Here is a 16,065-nt window from a genome sequence, read left to right as displayed (position 1 = left end):
ACGGTCAGCGCAGCTCCCTACCGGGGTTCCTGATCGTGCCGACGATGGCCATGATCTCGTCGGCGAGCCGGCGGGCGGCCTGCTCGTCGTCCAGCAGCGCGATCTCCGACACCGCGCCCGCCATCGCGCCGGTCAGCACCGTGACCAGGGCCTCGTCGACGCCGCCGTCGGCGGTGTGGAACAGGGCGGCGTTGCGGCGGGCCCACTTGTTCAGCCGCTGCCGGTTGACGCGGTCGAACCCGGGCGGGCCGTCGCCGGAGATGAACAGCCGCGCGACGTCCCGCTCGTCGAGGCATCCGTCCAGATAGGCGCCCGCGCCCGCGATGAACTGCCTCATGGGGTCGGTCTCGCCGGCCTCCCGGAGCGCGTTGATCGCCTTGCGGGTGCGCTCCTGCTGGCGTATCTGGAACTCGTCGAACAGCGTCAGGTACAGGTCGGCCTTGCCGTTGAAGTGGTGGTAGAGGCTCCCCACGCTGGCGCCGGCCTTGGCGACGATGTCGGTCACCGCGGCCTGGGCGAAGCCCGACTCGCAGAAGACGTCCCTCGCCGCGGCCAGCAGGGCGCCGCGCGTGGCCGCGCCGCGGTCGGAGGTCCGGGCCGGGCCCTCACCGGACGGGGCGCCCCCGTTCTGTACCGCCCCACCGGACGAGACGTCGATGTCGCTGCTCATGACGCCAGAGATTACGCCCTCTCCCAGGGGGAAACGATCCCTTGTCCGCGCGACCGTCGAAACCCGGCTCCGCCCGCGCACGTCCGACCCGCGTTCCACCGGTGCCGAAAGACCCGCGGACCGGCTGGTCTGGTCCAATTTGTGGCCTGCCGTCCGGTCCACGGAGAATCCGTGGCACCACCGACCGAAGGGGCTGCTTCGCATGTCCGAAGAGACCACCGTCACCTCGCCGCTCGAGACCGAGCCGGCGGCGCCGGACCGCAACCTGGCGATGGAACTGGTCCGCGTGACCGAGGCCGCCGCGATGGCCGCGGCCCGCTGGGTCGGACGGGGAGACAAGAACGGGGCCGACGGCGCCGCCGTGAACGCCATGCGCCAGCTGATCAACACGGTGTCCATGCAGGGCGTCGTGGTGATCGGCGAGGGTGAGAAGGACAACGCGCCCATGCTGTTCAACGGTGAGGAGGTCGGGGACGGCTCCGGCGCGGAGTGCGACGTCGCGGTCGACCCGGTGGACGGGACGCGGCTGACCGCGCTCGGCATGAACAACGCGATCGCGGTGCTGTCGGTGGCGCCGCGCGGGTCGATGTTCGACCCCTCCGCGGTCTTCTACATGGAGAAGCTCGTCACCGGCCCGGAGGCGGCGGACGCCGTCGACATCGAGCGCCCGATCGCCGACAACATCCGCGCGATCGCCCGCGCGAAGGGCTCCTCGCCGCACGACGTGACGGTCTGCATCCTGGACCGGCCGCGGCACGAGGGCATCGTCAAGGAGGTCCGGGAGGCCGGGGCGCGGATCAAGTTCATCATGGACGGCGACGTGGCCGGCGCGATCATGGCGTCCCGCCCGGGGACGGGCGTCGACCTGCTGCTCGGCATCGGCGGCACCCCGGAGGGCATCATCGCGGCGTGCGCGATCAGGGCGCTCGGCGGGGTGATCCAGGGCCGGCTGTGGCCGCAGGACGACGAGGAGAGGCAGAAGGCCGCCGACGCCGGGCACGAGCTCGGCACGGTGCTGACCACCGACGACCTGGTGACGTCCGACGACGTGTTCTTCGCCGCGACGGGCATCACCGACGGCGAGCTGGTCGACGGCGTCCGCTACAGCAAGGGCACGGCGGTCACGCACTCGCTGGTCATGCGGTCCCGCAGCGGCACGATCCGGACGATCCACAGCGAGCACCAGCTGAGCAAGCTGCGCGCCTACAGTTCGATCAACTTCGACACGGCGGTGTAGGGCTACCGGCCCCGGGTGAGGCGCTTGCGGACGCGGGTGCGCAGCGGGAGCCTCGGCGCCCGCGCCCGCACCGACCCGAAGATCATCGTGCCGGCCACCTCGATCGTCGGCCCCTCCGCCGCGGGCCGGGCCCGCAGGTCGCGGGTGGTGAGGACGGTCCGGCCGGTGACGTCCACGCGGACGCCCTCGGGGACGAGCAGCCGGATCCGGCCGCCGAGCACCATCGAGTCGACCACGATGTGGCGGCGCTGCAGCACGGCCTCGCGCAGGTCGAGCTCGACCGTCCCGAACAGGGCGAGGATCGGGAGCTTGACCGGGACGACCCAGCGCCCCTCCCGGCGGGTGCGGCCGAAGACGACCGACACCGGCCGGTCGTCGACGAGGATCGGCTGCGCCTCCTCGGGGCTGAGGTCGCCGGTGAGGCCGGTCAGCTCGCCCAGGGTGCGGGCGGCGTACGCGCGGGAGGTGCGCTCGGAGTGCTCCTCCATGGTGAGCCGCCCGTCCGCGAGGGCCTCGCCCAGGACGGCGACGACGCGTTCCCGGTCGGCGTCGGACGCGCGCAGATCGCGCACGCGGGTGACCTTCTCGGCGGCCGGGCGATGGGGGACGTCCACAGGTAGAGGTTAACCTCCGACCAGAACCCGGCCGGAGGAAAACCAGTGGGGTTTTGTCCGGCCCCATCCTTAGTGTGAGGTGTATGACCCTGCAACGTGCCCAGCTCGCCGACGCCCGCGAGGGGGCCGAGACAGCGGCGATCAGTCTCCGCGGCGTGGTCAAGCGGTTCGGCGACTTCACCGCCGTCGACGGGCTCGATCTCGAAGTCCCGGCGGGCGTCTGCCTGGGATTGCTGGGCCCGAACGGCGCGGGCAAGTCGACGACGATGAAGATGCTGACCGCGCAGGCGATCGCCACCGAGGGCAGCATCCACGTGCTCGGCTTCAGCATCCCGCGCGAGTCCAAGCGCGCGCGGGCGGCGATGGGGGTCGTCCCGCAGCAGGACAACCTCGACGAGGAGCTGACCGCCCGGGAGAACCTGGAGGTGTTCGCGCACCTGTACCGGGTGCCGCGCAGAGCGCGCCGCCAGGCGGTCGACGACGCGCTGGCGCTCGCGCACCTCACCGATCGCCAGCTGACCAAGGTCGACGACCTGTCCGGCGGCATGCGGCGCAGGCTGCTCATCGCCCGGGGGCTGGTGCACCGTCCCGCGCTCGTGCTGCTGGACGAGCCGACCGTGGGCCTGGACCCGCAGGTGCGGGCGGAGCTGTGGGGGCTGATCGACGGGCTGCGCGCCGGCGGCACCACGGTGCTGATGTCGACGCACTACATCGAGGAGGCCGAGCGCCTGGCGGACGAGTGCGCGCTGATGTCGCACGGCCGGGTCATCGCGCGGGGCTCGCCGTCGGACCTGGTCGCCGAGTACGCGGGCGAGCGGGTCGTCGAGCACTACGGGCCGCCGGACCGGCTGACGGAGGTGGAGCGGCTCGCCAGGGCCGCGGGGCTGCCGACGCGCCGTACCGGCCCCTCGGTGTCGGTGCTGAAGGCGGAGACCATCACGCCCTCGCTGGAGGACGACCTGGGCCCGGACGGCGTCCGCCGCGCGGCCAACCTTGAGGACGTGTTCGTTGTGCTTACCGGGGAGCGCGTGGAATGAGCGAAGCGAACCGGGGGGGCGTGGGGGGTCGCCCCCCACAGAGGAAACGAATGAGCGAAGCGAACCCGGGGGGCGTGGGGGGGCGCCCCCCACGGAGGAAACGAATGAGCGAAGCGAACCGGGGGGCGCGGGGGTCGCCCCCCACGGAGGCAACGCGTATGAGTGTTGACGTTGAGCGGGCGCCGCGGTTGCGGCGGTTCGAGATGGCGCCGGTGCGGGGGATCTGGCGGCACGAGCTGGCCCTCTACAAGCGGTACTGGAAGTCGCAGTCGTTCGCTTCGATGGTCGAGCCGACGTTCTTCCTGCTGGCCTTCGGCTACGGGTTCGGCTCGATGGTCGCGGTGATCGGCGACTACCGGTACCTCGACTTCGTCGCGACGGGCGTCGTCGGGACGGCCGCGCTGTTCACCTCGGTGTTCCCGGGCATGTTCAACGGCTACATCAGGCGGGTGTTCCAGCACACCTACGACGGGATGCTGGCGGCGCCGGTGGACGTCCACGAGCTGGTGACGGCCGAGGCGCTGTGGATCGCGGCGAAGTCGGCGGTGTACTCGTGCACGCCGATCGTCGTGGCGTTGTTCTTCGGCCTGGACCCCTCGCCCGGGATGCTGCTGGTGCCGATCGTGACGTTCTTCACCGCGCTCGGGTTCGGGCTGTTCGGCATGTGGACGTCCTCGGTGGTGCCGTCGATCAACTCGTTCGACTACGTGATCACCGGTGTGGTGACGCCGCTGTTCCTGATCGCCGGGACGTTCTTCCCGATCGAGGCGCTGCCGGGGTGGGCGCAGAAGGTCTCCTACTTCAACCCGCTCTACCACTGCGTGGAGCTGGTGCGGGACGCCGTGTTCGGGCTGCACCCGCTGGCCGACCTCGGGCACCTGGCCGGGCTGGTGCTGTTCGCCGGGCTGATGTGGCTGATCGCCGTCCGCGGCATGCGCAACCGCCTCATCGACTGACCATTGACCTGTCATTCCGGGGGCAACCCCCAGGCCCCCGGCATTGACCTGGCACGTCCCCCCTCTCTACGCTGACGCGAATCTTTCTCGCGTTATGCAGGTCGGAGAGGTCGGGGCCGCATGAGCCAGGGCACCACCGCGCGGGACCGCCAGGCGCGGTTCGCCGCCTACACGGCGTTCGCCGTCCAGGGGCTCTGCTTCGCCTCCCTGGTGACGCAGGTCCCGCAGATGCAGAAGGCGCACCACCTGAGCGACGCCACGCTGTCGCTGGTGCTGCTGATGGTGCCGCTGATCGCCGGGGTGGGCAGCGTCGCGTCCGGGGCCCTGTTCCAGCGGTTCGGCAGCGGCCCGGTGCTGCGGGTGTCCCAGCCCGCCGTCGCCGTGACGATCGCGCTCATCGGCCTCACCGGCGACAACGACGTCGCGCTCTACGTCGCGGTCGCCGCGTTCGGCCTGTTCGTCGGGGCGGTCGACGCGTCGATGAACGCGCAGGCGATCGCGGTCGAGCGCCGGTACGGCGTCAGCCTGATCACCGGCTTCTACGCGGTGTGGAGCGTCGCCGGGATCCTCGGTGGCCTGTGGGCGTCCCTCACCAACAAGCTCGACCTGTCGCTGTTCACCGGCTTCGCGATCGCCGCCGCCGTGGGGGTCGCCGCCGCGCTCGCCACCGGCCCGCGCCTCTACCGCCGCGCCGAGGAGGGGGACGGGCCGACCGCCGCGGAGCTGAAGGCCGCCGGGCGCCGCGTCCCGTGGCGCCCGATCCTGGTGGTGGGCGCCGCGATGGCCGTCGCCTACCTCGCGGACTCGGCGATCTCCAGCTACGGCGCCAAGTACCTGGACGACGAGCTGTCGGCGAGCGACTGGGTCGCGCCGCTCGGTTACGTCGCCTACCAGATCACGATGGTGATCAGCCGGGCGGTCGCCGACCTCGCCGTGCGCCGCTCCGGCGCCGTGCAGGTGGTCCGGATCGGCGGGCTGGTCGGCATCGTCGGCATGTTCGGGGTGGTGGCGGCCCCCAACGCGGCCTTCGCGATCGCCGCGTTCGCGCTCGCCGGCCTCGGCCTCAGCGTGATCGCCCCGGTGTCGTTCTCCGCCGCCGGGCGGGTCGACCCGACGGGCCTCGGCGTCGCCGTGGCCCGGGTGAACATCTTCAACTACGTGGGGTTCGTCCTCGGTGCCGCCGTGGTCGGCGCCATCGCCCCGCTCAGCGACGACCACGGCCTGCGGCTGGCGTTCATCGTCCCGTCCGCCCTGATCCTGGTCGTCTTCGCCACGGCCAAGGGATTCGCCCCGGAACCGGTCAGGGGCGCCCGGCCGGACGCCCCCGCCATGGAACGCCCGGTGGCCTGACGGCCACCGGGCGCTACCGGAGGATCATGCGTCTTCCAGGGCCTTGAGAGCCCGTTCGCCTTCGGCCTGGGCCTGTTCGGGGCTCATGTCCTGCAGGGCGCGGCTGAGCGCCACCTCGGCGGCGTCGGCCGCCGCCCGGAGCGTCACGGCGTGCTCCTGTGCCCGTTCGAGGTCGCCCAGGCCCACACAGTCGAAGGCCACCTGCGCGTCGTGGCCCGCCATCTTCAGCTGCCGCGCGGCCTCTTCCAGACTCATCCATACCTCCTACACCAGGGATGCTGGTCCTACCCCCCGGCACCGTGCGTAACCGCTTGACCCAGCAGTTGCGCCGCCTTGACCAGGCGAGGCTCGGAGAGCCGGGCGTAGCCGAGGACGAGCGCGGGCGGCGCGCCGGCGGCGCGCTCGGGCGACCACATGGGCCGGCCCGCCGCGACCGCGACACCGAGATCGGCGGCGCGCGCCACGACCTCGTCCTCGTCGCATCCGTACGGGAGTTCCACATAGAGGTGGATGCCCGCCGACACGCCGCGAACCATCGTGCCGGGGAGATATTCGCGCAGGGCCCCGGCGAGGGCGTCGCGCCGGGCCCGGTACCGGCGCCGCATGGTGCGCAGATGCCGGTCGTAGCCGCCGCCGGCGAGGAACTCGGTCAGCGCGTGCTGCTCCAGGACGGGCGCCCCGAGGTCGCTGTGCACGCGGTGGTCCCGCAGCCGCCGGGCGACGGACGGCGCCGCGACGGCCCACCCGAGCCGCAGCGCGGGCGCCAGCGACTTGCTGACCGAGCCGAGGAGGACGACCCGGTCGGGGTCGACGCCCTGCAGGCAGCCGACGGGATCGCGGTCGTAGCGGAACTCGGCGTCGTAGTCGTCCTCCAGGATCAGGCCGTCCACGCCGCGCGCCCAGGCGATCAGCTCCGCGCGGCGGGCCGCCGACAGCACGACGCCGGTCGGGTACTGGTGCGCGGGGGTGACCAGGACGGCCCGCGCGCCGGAGGCGGCGAGCGCGGCGACGTCCAGGCCCTCGGCGTCCACGGGGACGCGGACGACGCCGGTCCCGGCCGCGGCCAGCATCGGCAGCTGCCGGTCGCTGGTGGGGTCCTCGACGGCGAGCACGGTGTGCCCGTCGGCGCGCAGCAGCGCGATCATGGCGGACAGCCCGTGCGCCACCCCGTTCATGATCACGATCCGGCCGGCGTCGGCGTGCGCGGCGCGCACCCGGCCGAGGTAGGACGCCAGCTCGGCGCGCAGCGCGGGGACGCCCGCGGGGTCGGGATAGGTGAGCGCGTCGTGCGGCAGGGTGCGCAGCGCCGCGCGGGCGGCGGCGATCCAGCGCTCGCGGGGGAAGGCCGACAGGTCGGGCTTGCTCGGCCACAGGTCGTACCGCACCTGCGGGCCGGGCGAGGGCTCGCCGTGCGGGGCGGGGGCGGAGGGCCGGTCCGGCGGCAGGGCCTCGTCGTCGGGACGCGCCAGCGGCGCGATCCGGGTTCCGTCGCCGCGCCGGGCGATCAGGAAGCCCTCGGCGGTGAGCTGCTCGTAGGCGGTCACGACGACGCCGCGGGAGACGTCCAGGTCGCGTGCCAGGTCGCGGCTGGAGGGCAGCCGCGTCCCGGCGGTCAGCCGGCCTGACCGCACGGCCGCGCGGAAGCCGGCCGCGATCTGCGCCGCCAGCCGGCCGGCGGACCGGTCGAGGGGAAGATGTAGGTCGGTCACATGACACTCAGCGTCGGTGGGGAGCCCGGACGTCACGGGCACCCAAATGGTCCACGATTTGACATGTCGATTGGCACTGGGGCATGGACCAAGCGGCTTCTAGCGTTCCGTCCATGAACAGTTCACACAGACGCGGCACGGCCGGCGCGGGCGCCGCGATGTTCTTCGTCGGCACGCTGACCGCCGTCTCGGCGACCATCTCCGGCTATCCCGTCTTCGGCGGCCAGGCGGCCCGCTACGCCGTCGCCGCGCTCGTCCTGCTGGCCGTGGCCCGGTTCACCGGGCGGCCCGCCCGCCGGCCGTCCGCGCGGGACTGGCTCCTGCTGGCGGCCCTGGCGGCGACCGGCCTGGTCGCGTTCAACGTGTGCATCGTGGCGGCCACCGCGGACACCAGCCCGGCCACGATCGGCACGGTGATCGCGACCGTCCCGATCGTGCTGGCGCTGGCCGGACCGCTGCTGGAGGGCCGCCGCCCGGCGCCGGCGATCATCGTGTCGGCGTGCGTGGTGGCGGCCGGGGCCGGCCTCGCCAGCGGGTTCGGCGGCGGCAGCGCCCGCGGGCTGCTGCTCTCGCTCGGCGCGCTCGCCGGCGAGGTGTGCTTCTCGCTGCTGGCCGTCCCGCTGCTGCCGCGGATCGGCCCGCTGCGGGTCTCCGCCTACTCCGCCGCGCTCGCCGCCCCGATGCTGCTGGCGGCCGGCCTCGTCACGGACGGGACGGCGGCGCTGCGCGTCCCGACCGCCGCCGAGCTCGCGGGCTTCGCCTACCTGTCGGCCGTCGTCACCACGATCGCGTTCCTGCTCTGGTACGACGCGATCGGCCGGCTCGGCGCCGACCGGGCCGGGCTGTTCGCGGGCCTGATCCCGGTCAGCGCGGTGATCACGACGGTCGTGCTCGGCATCGACCGGCCGGGACCGGCCGACCTCGCGGGCGCCGCGCTGGTCGCGGCGGGCGTCGTGCTCGGCCTGCGCAGCCGGGTCGCCCCCCGTGAACCCGCGGTTCCCGAGCCCGTAACCTGTGAGGCGGCCCCCATCGGAATCGCGCGAGGATCTGCCTGAGATGCCTGAGTTCTCCTACACCGACCTGCTGCCGCTCGGCCCGGACGACACCGACTACCGGTTGCTGACCTCGGACGGGGTCTCCACGTTCGACGCGAACGGGCGGACGTTCCTGCAGGTCGAGCCGGAGGCTCTGCGGCTGCTCACCGAGACCGCGATGCGCGACATCGCGCACCTGCTGCGCCCGGCGCACCTGGCGCAGCTCCGCCGGATCCTGGACGACCCCGAGGCGTCCCCCAACGACCGCTTCGTCGCGCTCGACCTGCTGAAGAACGCGGGCATCGCGTCCGGCGGCGTCCTGCCGATGTGCCAGGACACCGGGACCGCGATCGTGATGGGCAAGCGGGGCCAGCACGTCCTCACCGACGGAGCCGACGAGGAGCACATCTCCCGCGGCGTGTACGACGCCTACACGAAGCTGAACCTGCGCTACTCGCAGATGGCGCCGGTGACCATGTGGGAGGAGAAGAACACCGGTTCCAACCTCCCCGCGCAGATCGAGCTGTACGCGGCCCCCGGCGACGCCTACAAGTTCCTGTTCATGGCCAAGGGCGGCGGCAGCGCGAACAAGTCGTTCCTCTACCAGGAGACCAAGGCCGTCCTGAACCCCAAGCGGATGATGTCCTTCCTTGAGGAGAAGATCCGCTCCCTGGGCACTGCCGCGTGCCCGCCGTACCACCTGGCGATCGTCGTCGGCGGCACGTCGGCCGAGTACGCGCTGAAGACCGCCAAGTACGCCTCCGCCCACTACCTCGACACGATGCCCACCGAGGGCTCGCCGCTCGGGCACGGCTTCCGCGACCTGGAGCTGGAGCTCCAGGTGTTCGAGCTGACGCAGAAGCTCGGGATCGGCGCGCAGTTCGGCGGCAAGTACTTCTGCCACGACGTGCGGGTGATCCGGCTGCCGCGGCACGGCGCGTCCTGCCCGGTGGCGATGGCGGTGTCGTGCAGCGCCGACCGCCAGGCCCTCGCCAAGATCACCACCGAGGGCGTGTTCCTGGAGCGGCTGGAGACCGACCCGGCCCAGTACCTCCCCGAGACGACCGAGGAGCACCTGGACGACCAGGTCGTGCGGATCGACCTCAACCGCCCGATGGCGGAGATCCGCGCGGAGCTGACCAGGTACCCGGTGAAGACGCGGCTGTCGCTGACCGGCCCGCTGGTCGTCGCCCGCGACATCGCGCACGCCAAGATCAAGGAGCGCCTGGACGCGGGCGAGCCGATGCCGCAGTACATGCGCGACCACGCCGTCTACTACGCGGGCCCGGCGAAGACGCCCGAGGGCTACGCGTCCGGCTCGTTCGGACCGACCACGGCCGGGCGCATGGACTCCTACGTCGAGCAGTTCCAGGCCGCCGGGGGCTCGCTGGTCATGCTGGCCAAGGGCAACCGGTCGAAGCAGGTCACCGACGCGTGCAAGGAGCACGGCGGGTTCTACCTCGGTTCCATCGGCGGCCCCGCCGCCCGGCTCGCCCAGGACTGCATCAAGAAGGTCGAGGTCCTGGAGTACCCGGAGCTCGGCATGGAGGCCGTCTGGAAGATCGAGGTGGAGGACTTCCCCGCTTTCATCGTGGTGGACGACAAGGGCGAGGACTTCTTCGCCGACACCACCGGCCCCGTCCTCACCATCGGCCGCCGCTGACACCGGCGCCCCCGCCGTACCGTGTTCGCGCAGGGGTTTCTGGTGAGTAGGTCACAGTATTGGGCCAAAATCGACGTTGGTCATGAGGTCTCCCGGATGACCGGCTGGCCACTCCGGTATCTTTTCCGCCATGTCTCAGTCAGAGCGCCTCGTTCTCGCGACGCGCTACCGGCTGGTCTCGGAGATCGGTCAGGGTGCCAACGGCACCGTGTGGAGAGGGCATGACGAGCTCCTCGATCGCGCCGTGGCGATCAAGGAGCTGCGGCTCCCCGAGGACCTCTCCGAGGACGACCGGGTGGTCTTCTACCGCCGCACCCTCCGGGAGGCGCGCGCACCCGCACAGCTGCGCACGCACTCCATCGTCGAGGTGTACGACGTGGTCATCGAGCAGGGCCGTCCCTGGATCGTGATGGAGATGATCGAGGCACCCAGCCTCGAACAGCTCATCGAGCGCTCGGGACCGCTCCCGCCCGACCGCGTCGCGCACATCGGCCGCGCCCTGCTGGACGCGCTGAACACCGCGCACAAGTCCGGCATCGTGCACCGCGACCTCAAACCGAGCAACGTCCTGCTGGACGGGGACCGGGTCGTCCTCACCGACTTCGGGCTCGCGTTCTCCTCCGGTTCGGCGAGCCTCACCAAGACGGGCCACTTCATGGGCTCGCCCGCCTACGTCGCGCCGGAGGTCGCCGCCGGGGACAAGGCCACCCCCCGCTCCGACCTCTGGTCGCTCGGCGCGACCCTGTACGCCGCGCTGGAGGGCCGCCCGCCGTTCGAGCGCGAGAACGTCATGGCGACGCTGTCCGCGCTGGCCAACGAGTCGCCCCCGGCCCCGCAGAACGCCGGCGCCCTCGCCCCGGTGATCAGCGGACTGCTGGAGAAGAACCCGACCCGCCGGCTCAGCCACGCCCGCGCCGTCGACCGGCTCGAACGGGCCATGGCGGGCCCGCGCTCCGGGCGCCGGGCCCCGACGCCGCGCTACCGGCTGATGGTGGTGATCGGCCTCATCGGCGCCACCGTCGCCTCCTGCGGGATCGGCGCCACCGCCCTCATCGTCGGGATGATGCGCGAGAGCCCGGGGCCGTCCCCGACCGCCTCGTCGTCCGGCCCGGCGGGCACCGGCCAGGTCGCCGCGCCCCCGGGCGTGGAGTCCAGCACGCTGGTCGTCCGCGCCCGCAGCGACTCGTGCAAGATCTTCGTGTCCGTGCCGGGCAACGCGATCACCGTGCTCAGCGACGAGACGCTGCGCCAGGGCGAGGCGCGCCAGTACGACCAGCCCCGCATCAACGCGGTGATCTACGACGCGTCGGCCTGCGACGTCTGGGTGAACGGGACGCAGAAGCCGGTCGGCAAGCCCGGCGAACGCCAGAACTACACCCTGACCAAGGAGTGATCCGCCCCTCACCCGGGAATGCGTGAGCCACCCGGCCGGCTGCCATGGACGACGGCGGCCGTCCGCGCCGGCCGAGCGATGTCGAGTGGAGGCGTTCCATGAGCGAGCAGGGGTTCCGGGTCGAGCACGACTCCATGGGCGAGGTCCGGGTGCCGGCCGCGGCCCGGTGGCGGGCGCAGACGCAGCGCGCGGTGGAGAACTTCCCGATCTCCGGGCGGGGCCTGGAGGCCGCGCACATCGCCGCGCTCGGCCAGATCAAGGCCGCGGCGGCGAGGGTGAACGCCGAGCTCGGGGTGCTCGACGAGGACGTGGCCGCCGCGATCGCCGAGGCCGCCCGGGAGGTCGCGGACGGGCGCTGGAACGACCACTTCCCCATCGACGTGTTCCAGACCGGGTCCGGGACGTCGTCCAACATGAACGCCAACGAGGTCGTGGCGACGCTGGCGCAGGAGCGGCTCGGCCGCCCGGTCCACCCGAACGACCACGTGAACGCCTCCCAGTCGTCCAACGACGTGTTCCCGTCCTCCATCCACGTCGCGGCGACCGGGGCCGTCCTGAACGATCTGATCCCCGCGCTGAGGCATCTGGAGGCCGCCCTGGCGCGGAAGGCGGAGGAGTTCCGGGACGTGGTGAAGTCGGGCCGCACCCACCTGATGGACGCGACGCCCGTGACGCTCGGCCAGGAGTTCGGCGGGTACGCCGCCCAGGCCGCGCACGGCGTGGAGCGGCTGGAGGCCGTCCTGCCCCGGCTGGCGGAGCTGCCGCTCGGCGGCACCGCGGTCGGCACCGGCGTCAACACCCCGGAGGGCTTCGCCGCCCGCGTCATCGCGGAGATCGCGCGGGCCACCGGCCTGCCGCTGACCGAGGCCCGGAACCACTTCGAGGCGCAGGGGGCGCGGGACGGCCTGGTGGAGGCCAGCGGCGCACTCCGTACGATCGCGGTGAGCCTCCACAAGATCGTCAACGATCTGCGCTGGATGGGGTCCGGGCCGCGCGCCGGGCTCGCCGAGATCCGGCTGCCCGACCTGCAGCCCGGCTCGTCGATCATGCCGGGCAAGGTGAACCCGGTGATCCCCGAGGCGGTCGCGCAGGTCGCCGCGCAGGTCGTCGGGAACGACGCGGCGGTCGCGTTCGGGGGCGCGTCCGGCAGCTTCGAGCTGAACGTGATGCTGCCGGTGCTGGCCCGCAACGTGCTGGAGTCGATCACCCTGCTGGCGAACGTGTCGCGGCTGCTCGCGGACCGGTGCGTGGACGGCATCGAGGCCGACGAGGAGCGGATGCGCGAGTACGCCGAGTCGTCACCGTCGATCGTGACGCCGCTGAACCGCTACATCGGGTACGAGGAGGCGGCCAAGGTCGCCAAGCAGGCGCTCAAGGAGCGCAGGACGATCCGCGAGGTCGTGCTGGAGCGCGGTTACGTGAAGGACGGGAAGCTGACCGTCGAGCAGCTCGACGAGGCGCTCGACGTGCTCCGCATGACCGGATCGTTCGGGCGCTGACCCGCCCGGACGCTGACGGCCGCGCGCGTCCCAGGAGCCCGCAGGGCGCCCGGGACGCGCCGGCCGGGATCAGTACCAGCCCGCCGACTGGAAGTGCGACCAACCGCCGCACGGCGTCTTGTAGCGGTTCTTGATGTAGCCGAGGCCCCACTTGATCTGCGTAGTGGCGTTGTTGCGCCAGTCGGGGCCGGCGCTCGCCATCTTCGACCCGGGCAGGGCCTGCGGGATCCCGTACGCGCCCGAGGGATTGGCCGCGTGGGTGTTCCAGCCGCTCTCCCGATCCCACAGCTTGACCAGGCAGCCGAACTGGCCGTCGCCGGTGAAGCCGAAGCTCGGCATCAGCTTCTTGGCGATCTGCTGCGCCTCGCCCTTCGGCACCGGGTCGCCGATCGGGGCGCCGCCGCCCTCGCCCTTGTCCTTCTTGGGGGTCTTGGTCGGAAGCGGCTTGCCCTTGGGACGCAGGGACGGGGCCTTCTGCCCGTCCTCCCGCGCCGCGCGGGAGGCGCGCTCCAGCGCCAGCTTCTTGCGCTGCTGCTCCAGGACCTTCGGATCGACCTTCGGAGCGGTGTCCGCGAGCTGCTTGCTCGCCTGGACGGTCTGCGTGCCGTCGTCACCGCCGCCGGTGAACGCGAACGCGGCGACCGCGCCGCCGCCGAGGACCACGGCGGCGCCCGTGACGACCGCGGCGATCCGCATGCCGTTGCGCCCGCCCGAGCCGCTCTCGGGGGCCGGCCCGCCCGGCGCGGCGCCCTGCGGGGCCGAGGCGATCTCGTCGCGGCCGCCGTCGGCCGGGCGCGCCGGTTCCGGCACGGGCTGGAACCCGAGCGTGTCACCGGCGGGCGCGGCGGCCCGGGTGCGGTCGGTGCCGGCGACGCGCACGTCGTCCTCGTGCGGGGCGTGGGGGCCCTCCACGGTGGGGGACGCGGCGGCGGGGCCGGGGGCCGGGGCGGGCTCCTGCATCGGCGTCCGGGGGTCGAAGCTCTGTCGATCGTCTCGCCTAGGGGACCCGGGACGGTCTCCGTACAAGGCGGTCCTTCCGACGGTCGCACGCGCATGGACACGCGCACGAACTGTTTCCACCCTCGGCCCACCGGGCCGCCGGGAGGTCGGGCGGCCCCCGGGCCGGGCCGGTGCCGTGCCCGTCGCGCGGTGGATCAGGGGGGCCGCGCTCCGGCCGGGCACCGTTCGGGGGTGCTTACGGGGAGACACAATGCCCGAGGCCGAGGGATGCTCCGCAACCGAAACGAGATGAATGCGGCTCGTGGGGCGGTTGTCAACCCGCCTCTTCGATCACCGAAACCCCGAGCGGACCAGGGGATCTCGGACGTTCGCCCGCGATGTGTGACGTTCATCACAACTCTACGGTACGGGGTTTAATGATCACGCTCTGTAGGAGATCTCACCCGTCGTGCCGAAACGCGCGGAACCCCGGCGACCCGTCCCAGGGCCGCCGGGGTTCCCGCGCCGTCCTCAGAGGCCTACGTCGCCCAGCATGTCGGTGACCAGCGCGGCGATCGGCGACCGCTCCGACCGGGTCAGCGTGACGTGCGCGAACAGCGGGTGGCCCTTCAGCCGCTCCACCACCGCCGCGACGCCGTCGTGCCGCCCGACGCGCAGGTTGTCGCGCTGCGCCACGTCATGCGTCAGCACGACCCGCGACCCGGCGCCGATCCGCGACAGGACGGTCAGCAGCACGCCGCGCTCCAGCGACTGCGCCTCGTCCACGATCACGAACGCGTCGTGCAGCGACCGCCCCCGGATGTGCGTCAGCGGCAGGACCTCCAGCATGTCACGGTCCACGACCTCGTCGATGACCTCCGGGGTGGTCACCGCCGACAGGGTGTCGTAGACGGCCTGCGCCCACGGCGACATCTTCTCGTTCTCCGACCCCGGCAGGTAGCCGAGGTCCTGGCCGCCGACCGCGTACAGCGGGCGGAACACCACGACCTTGCGGTGCTGGCGGCGCTCCAGGACGGCCTCAAGGCCCGCGCAGAGGGCGAGCGCCGACTTCCCGGTGCCGGCCCGGCCGCCCAGCGAGACGATGCCGACGTCCTCGTCCATCAGCAGGTCGAGCGCGATCCGCTGCTCGGCGGACCGGCCGCGCAGCCCGAACACCTCGCGGTCGCCCCGCACCAGCTTCACCGACTTGTCGGGCTGGACGCGGCCGAGGGCCGAGCCGCGCTCCGACAGCAGCCGCAGGCCCGTGTGGCACGGCAGGTCGCGCGCCTCCTCCAGGTCGGCGGTCCCCGCCTCGTACAGCCCCTCCAGGTCCCCGGCCGGGACCTCCAGCTCGCGCATGCCCGTCCAGCCGGACTCCACCACGGCCAGCTCGGCGCGGTACTCCTCGGCGGCGAGCCCCACCGCGGACGCCTTCACCCTCATCGGCAGGTCCTTGGAGACCAGGACCACGTCCCGCCCCTCGCGGGCCAGCCACGCCGCCACCGACAGGATCCGGGTGTCGTTGTCCCCGAGCCGGAACCCGTCCGGCAGGACGCTCGGGTCGGAGTGGTTCAGCTCCACCCGCAGCGTGCCGCCCTGGTCGCCGACCGGCCCCTCGACCGCCACGGGCTCGTCCAGCCGGCCGTGGCGCAGGCGCAGGTCGTCCAGCGTGCGCAGGGCCTGCCGGGCGAAGTACCCGAGCTCGGGGTGGTGCCGCTTGGCCTCCAGCTCGGAGATGACGACGATGGGGAGTACGACCTCGTGCTCGGCGAACCGGGTCATCGACCCCGGGTCGGCGAGCAGGACGCTGGTGTCGAGGACGTACGTGCGCCTGCCGACGGGGCCGCCCGCGAGGGGCGTTCCAGTGGGGTTCCCGGACGGGCCGGGACGGCGCGCGGAGGTTGTGGCCACTCGATCTCCCTGATCATGGGGAAACTGCCGGTGGCGCGCAGGTCCGCCGCAGG

14 protein-coding genes are annotated in these 16,065 nt (G+C 72.7%); 8 read left to right on the top strand and 6 right to left on the bottom strand.

Going from position 1 to position 16,065, the window contains the following annotated elements; genetic code table 11:
- Positions 1–4: 4 nt before the first annotated feature.
- Positions 5–670, bottom strand: coding sequence for a TetR/AcrR family transcriptional regulator (locus tag ABGB11_RS01670; protein ID WP_347627995.1), 666 nt, complete (start codon positions 668–670; stop codon positions 5–7).
- A gap of 202 nt (positions 671–872) precedes the next feature.
- Between ABGB11_RS01670 and glpX the strand changes: the two genes are divergently transcribed.
- Positions 873–1,907: a class II fructose-bisphosphatase gene (gene glpX / locus ABGB11_RS01665; protein ID WP_347627993.1), complete on the top strand. Its 1,035-nt coding sequence runs from the start codon at positions 873–875 to the stop codon at positions 1,905–1,907.
- A 2-nt stretch (positions 1,908–1,909) separates the two neighbouring features.
- Here glpX and ABGB11_RS01660 read toward each other — a convergent pair whose 3' ends face one another.
- Positions 1,910–2,521, bottom strand: coding sequence for a DUF1707 domain-containing protein (locus ABGB11_RS01660; RefSeq protein WP_347627991.1), 612 nt, complete (start codon positions 2,519–2,521; stop codon positions 1,910–1,912).
- Between the two features lie 83 nt (positions 2,522–2,604).
- Between ABGB11_RS01660 and ABGB11_RS01655 the strand changes: the two genes are divergently transcribed.
- From ABGB11_RS01655 to ABGB11_RS01645, 3 genes are all read left to right on the top strand, one after another.
- Positions 2,605–3,558 (top strand): ABC transporter ATP-binding protein, encoded by a 954-nt coding sequence (locus ABGB11_RS01655; protein ID WP_347627989.1) that lies wholly within the window; start codon positions 2,605–2,607, stop codon positions 3,556–3,558.
- Positions 3,559–3,716: 158 nt separating this feature from the next.
- A complete protein-coding gene (locus ABGB11_RS01650; RefSeq protein WP_347627987.1) occupies positions 3,717–4,514 on the top strand; it encodes an ABC transporter permease in 798 nt (265 codons plus the stop codon).
- 120 nt (positions 4,515–4,634) lie between these two features.
- Positions 4,635–5,864, top strand: coding sequence for an MFS transporter (locus ABGB11_RS01645; protein WP_347627985.1), 1,230 nt, complete (start codon positions 4,635–4,637; stop codon positions 5,862–5,864).
- A gap of 24 nt (positions 5,865–5,888) precedes the next feature.
- Here the strand turns inward: ABGB11_RS01645 and ABGB11_RS01640 are convergent, their stop codons facing one another.
- Both ABGB11_RS01640 and ABGB11_RS01635 read right to left on the bottom strand, forming a co-directional pair.
- Complete coding sequence (locus ABGB11_RS01640) at positions 5,889–6,119, bottom strand: hypothetical protein (RefSeq protein ID WP_021595371.1); 231 nt, start codon at positions 6,117–6,119, stop codon at positions 5,889–5,891.
- Positions 6,120–6,148: 29 nt separating this feature from the next.
- On the bottom strand, positions 6,149–7,573 hold the full coding sequence (locus ABGB11_RS01635; protein WP_347627983.1) for a PLP-dependent aminotransferase family protein: 1,425 nt from the start codon (positions 7,571–7,573) through the stop codon (positions 6,149–6,151).
- Positions 7,574–7,686: 113 nt separating this feature from the next.
- Between ABGB11_RS01635 and ABGB11_RS01630 the strand changes: the two genes are divergently transcribed.
- The 4 genes from ABGB11_RS01630 to ABGB11_RS01615 all read left to right on the top strand — a co-directional run bounded on the left by ABGB11_RS01630 (position 7,687) and on the right by ABGB11_RS01615 (position 13,162).
- Positions 7,687–8,628, top strand: a complete 942-nt coding sequence (locus ABGB11_RS01630) for a DMT family transporter (RefSeq protein ID WP_347627981.1) — start codon at positions 7,687–7,689, stop codon at positions 8,626–8,628.
- Position 8,629: 1 nt separating this feature from the next.
- Positions 8,630–10,270 carry a fumarate hydratase gene (locus ABGB11_RS01625; RefSeq protein WP_347627979.1) on the top strand — a complete coding sequence of 547 codons (1,641 nt, stop codon included), beginning with the start codon at positions 8,630–8,632 and terminating at the stop codon, positions 10,268–10,270.
- Positions 10,271–10,400: 130 nt separating this feature from the next.
- Entirely contained in the window at positions 10,401–11,663 is a 1,263-nt protein-coding gene (locus ABGB11_RS01620; RefSeq protein ID WP_347627977.1) for a serine/threonine-protein kinase, read from the top strand.
- Between the two features lie 98 nt (positions 11,664–11,761).
- Positions 11,762–13,162, top strand: a complete 1,401-nt coding sequence (locus ABGB11_RS01615) for a class II fumarate hydratase (RefSeq protein WP_347627975.1) — start codon at positions 11,762–11,764, stop codon at positions 13,160–13,162.
- A gap of 69 nt (positions 13,163–13,231) precedes the next feature.
- Here ABGB11_RS01615 and ABGB11_RS01610 read toward each other — a convergent pair whose 3' ends face one another.
- Both ABGB11_RS01610 and ABGB11_RS01605 read right to left on the bottom strand, forming a co-directional pair.
- Entirely contained in the window at positions 13,232–14,122 is an 891-nt protein-coding gene (locus ABGB11_RS01610) for a lytic transglycosylase domain-containing protein (protein ID WP_347627973.1), read from the bottom strand.
- A 510-nt stretch (positions 14,123–14,632) separates the two neighbouring features.
- Positions 14,633–16,012 (bottom strand): PhoH family protein, encoded by a 1,380-nt coding sequence (locus ABGB11_RS01605; RefSeq protein ID WP_347627971.1) that lies wholly within the window; start codon positions 16,010–16,012, stop codon positions 14,633–14,635.
- Positions 16,013–16,065 lie beyond the last annotated feature (53 nt).

It is taken from the genome of Actinomadura sp. B10D3, from assembly GCF_039871695.1.
GTDB lineage: Bacteria > Actinomycetota > Actinomycetes > Streptosporangiales > Streptosporangiaceae > Spirillospora > Spirillospora madurae.
The sequence above is the reverse complement of the archived record's forward strand: the minus strand, read 5'-3'. Positions and strand labels throughout refer to the sequence as shown.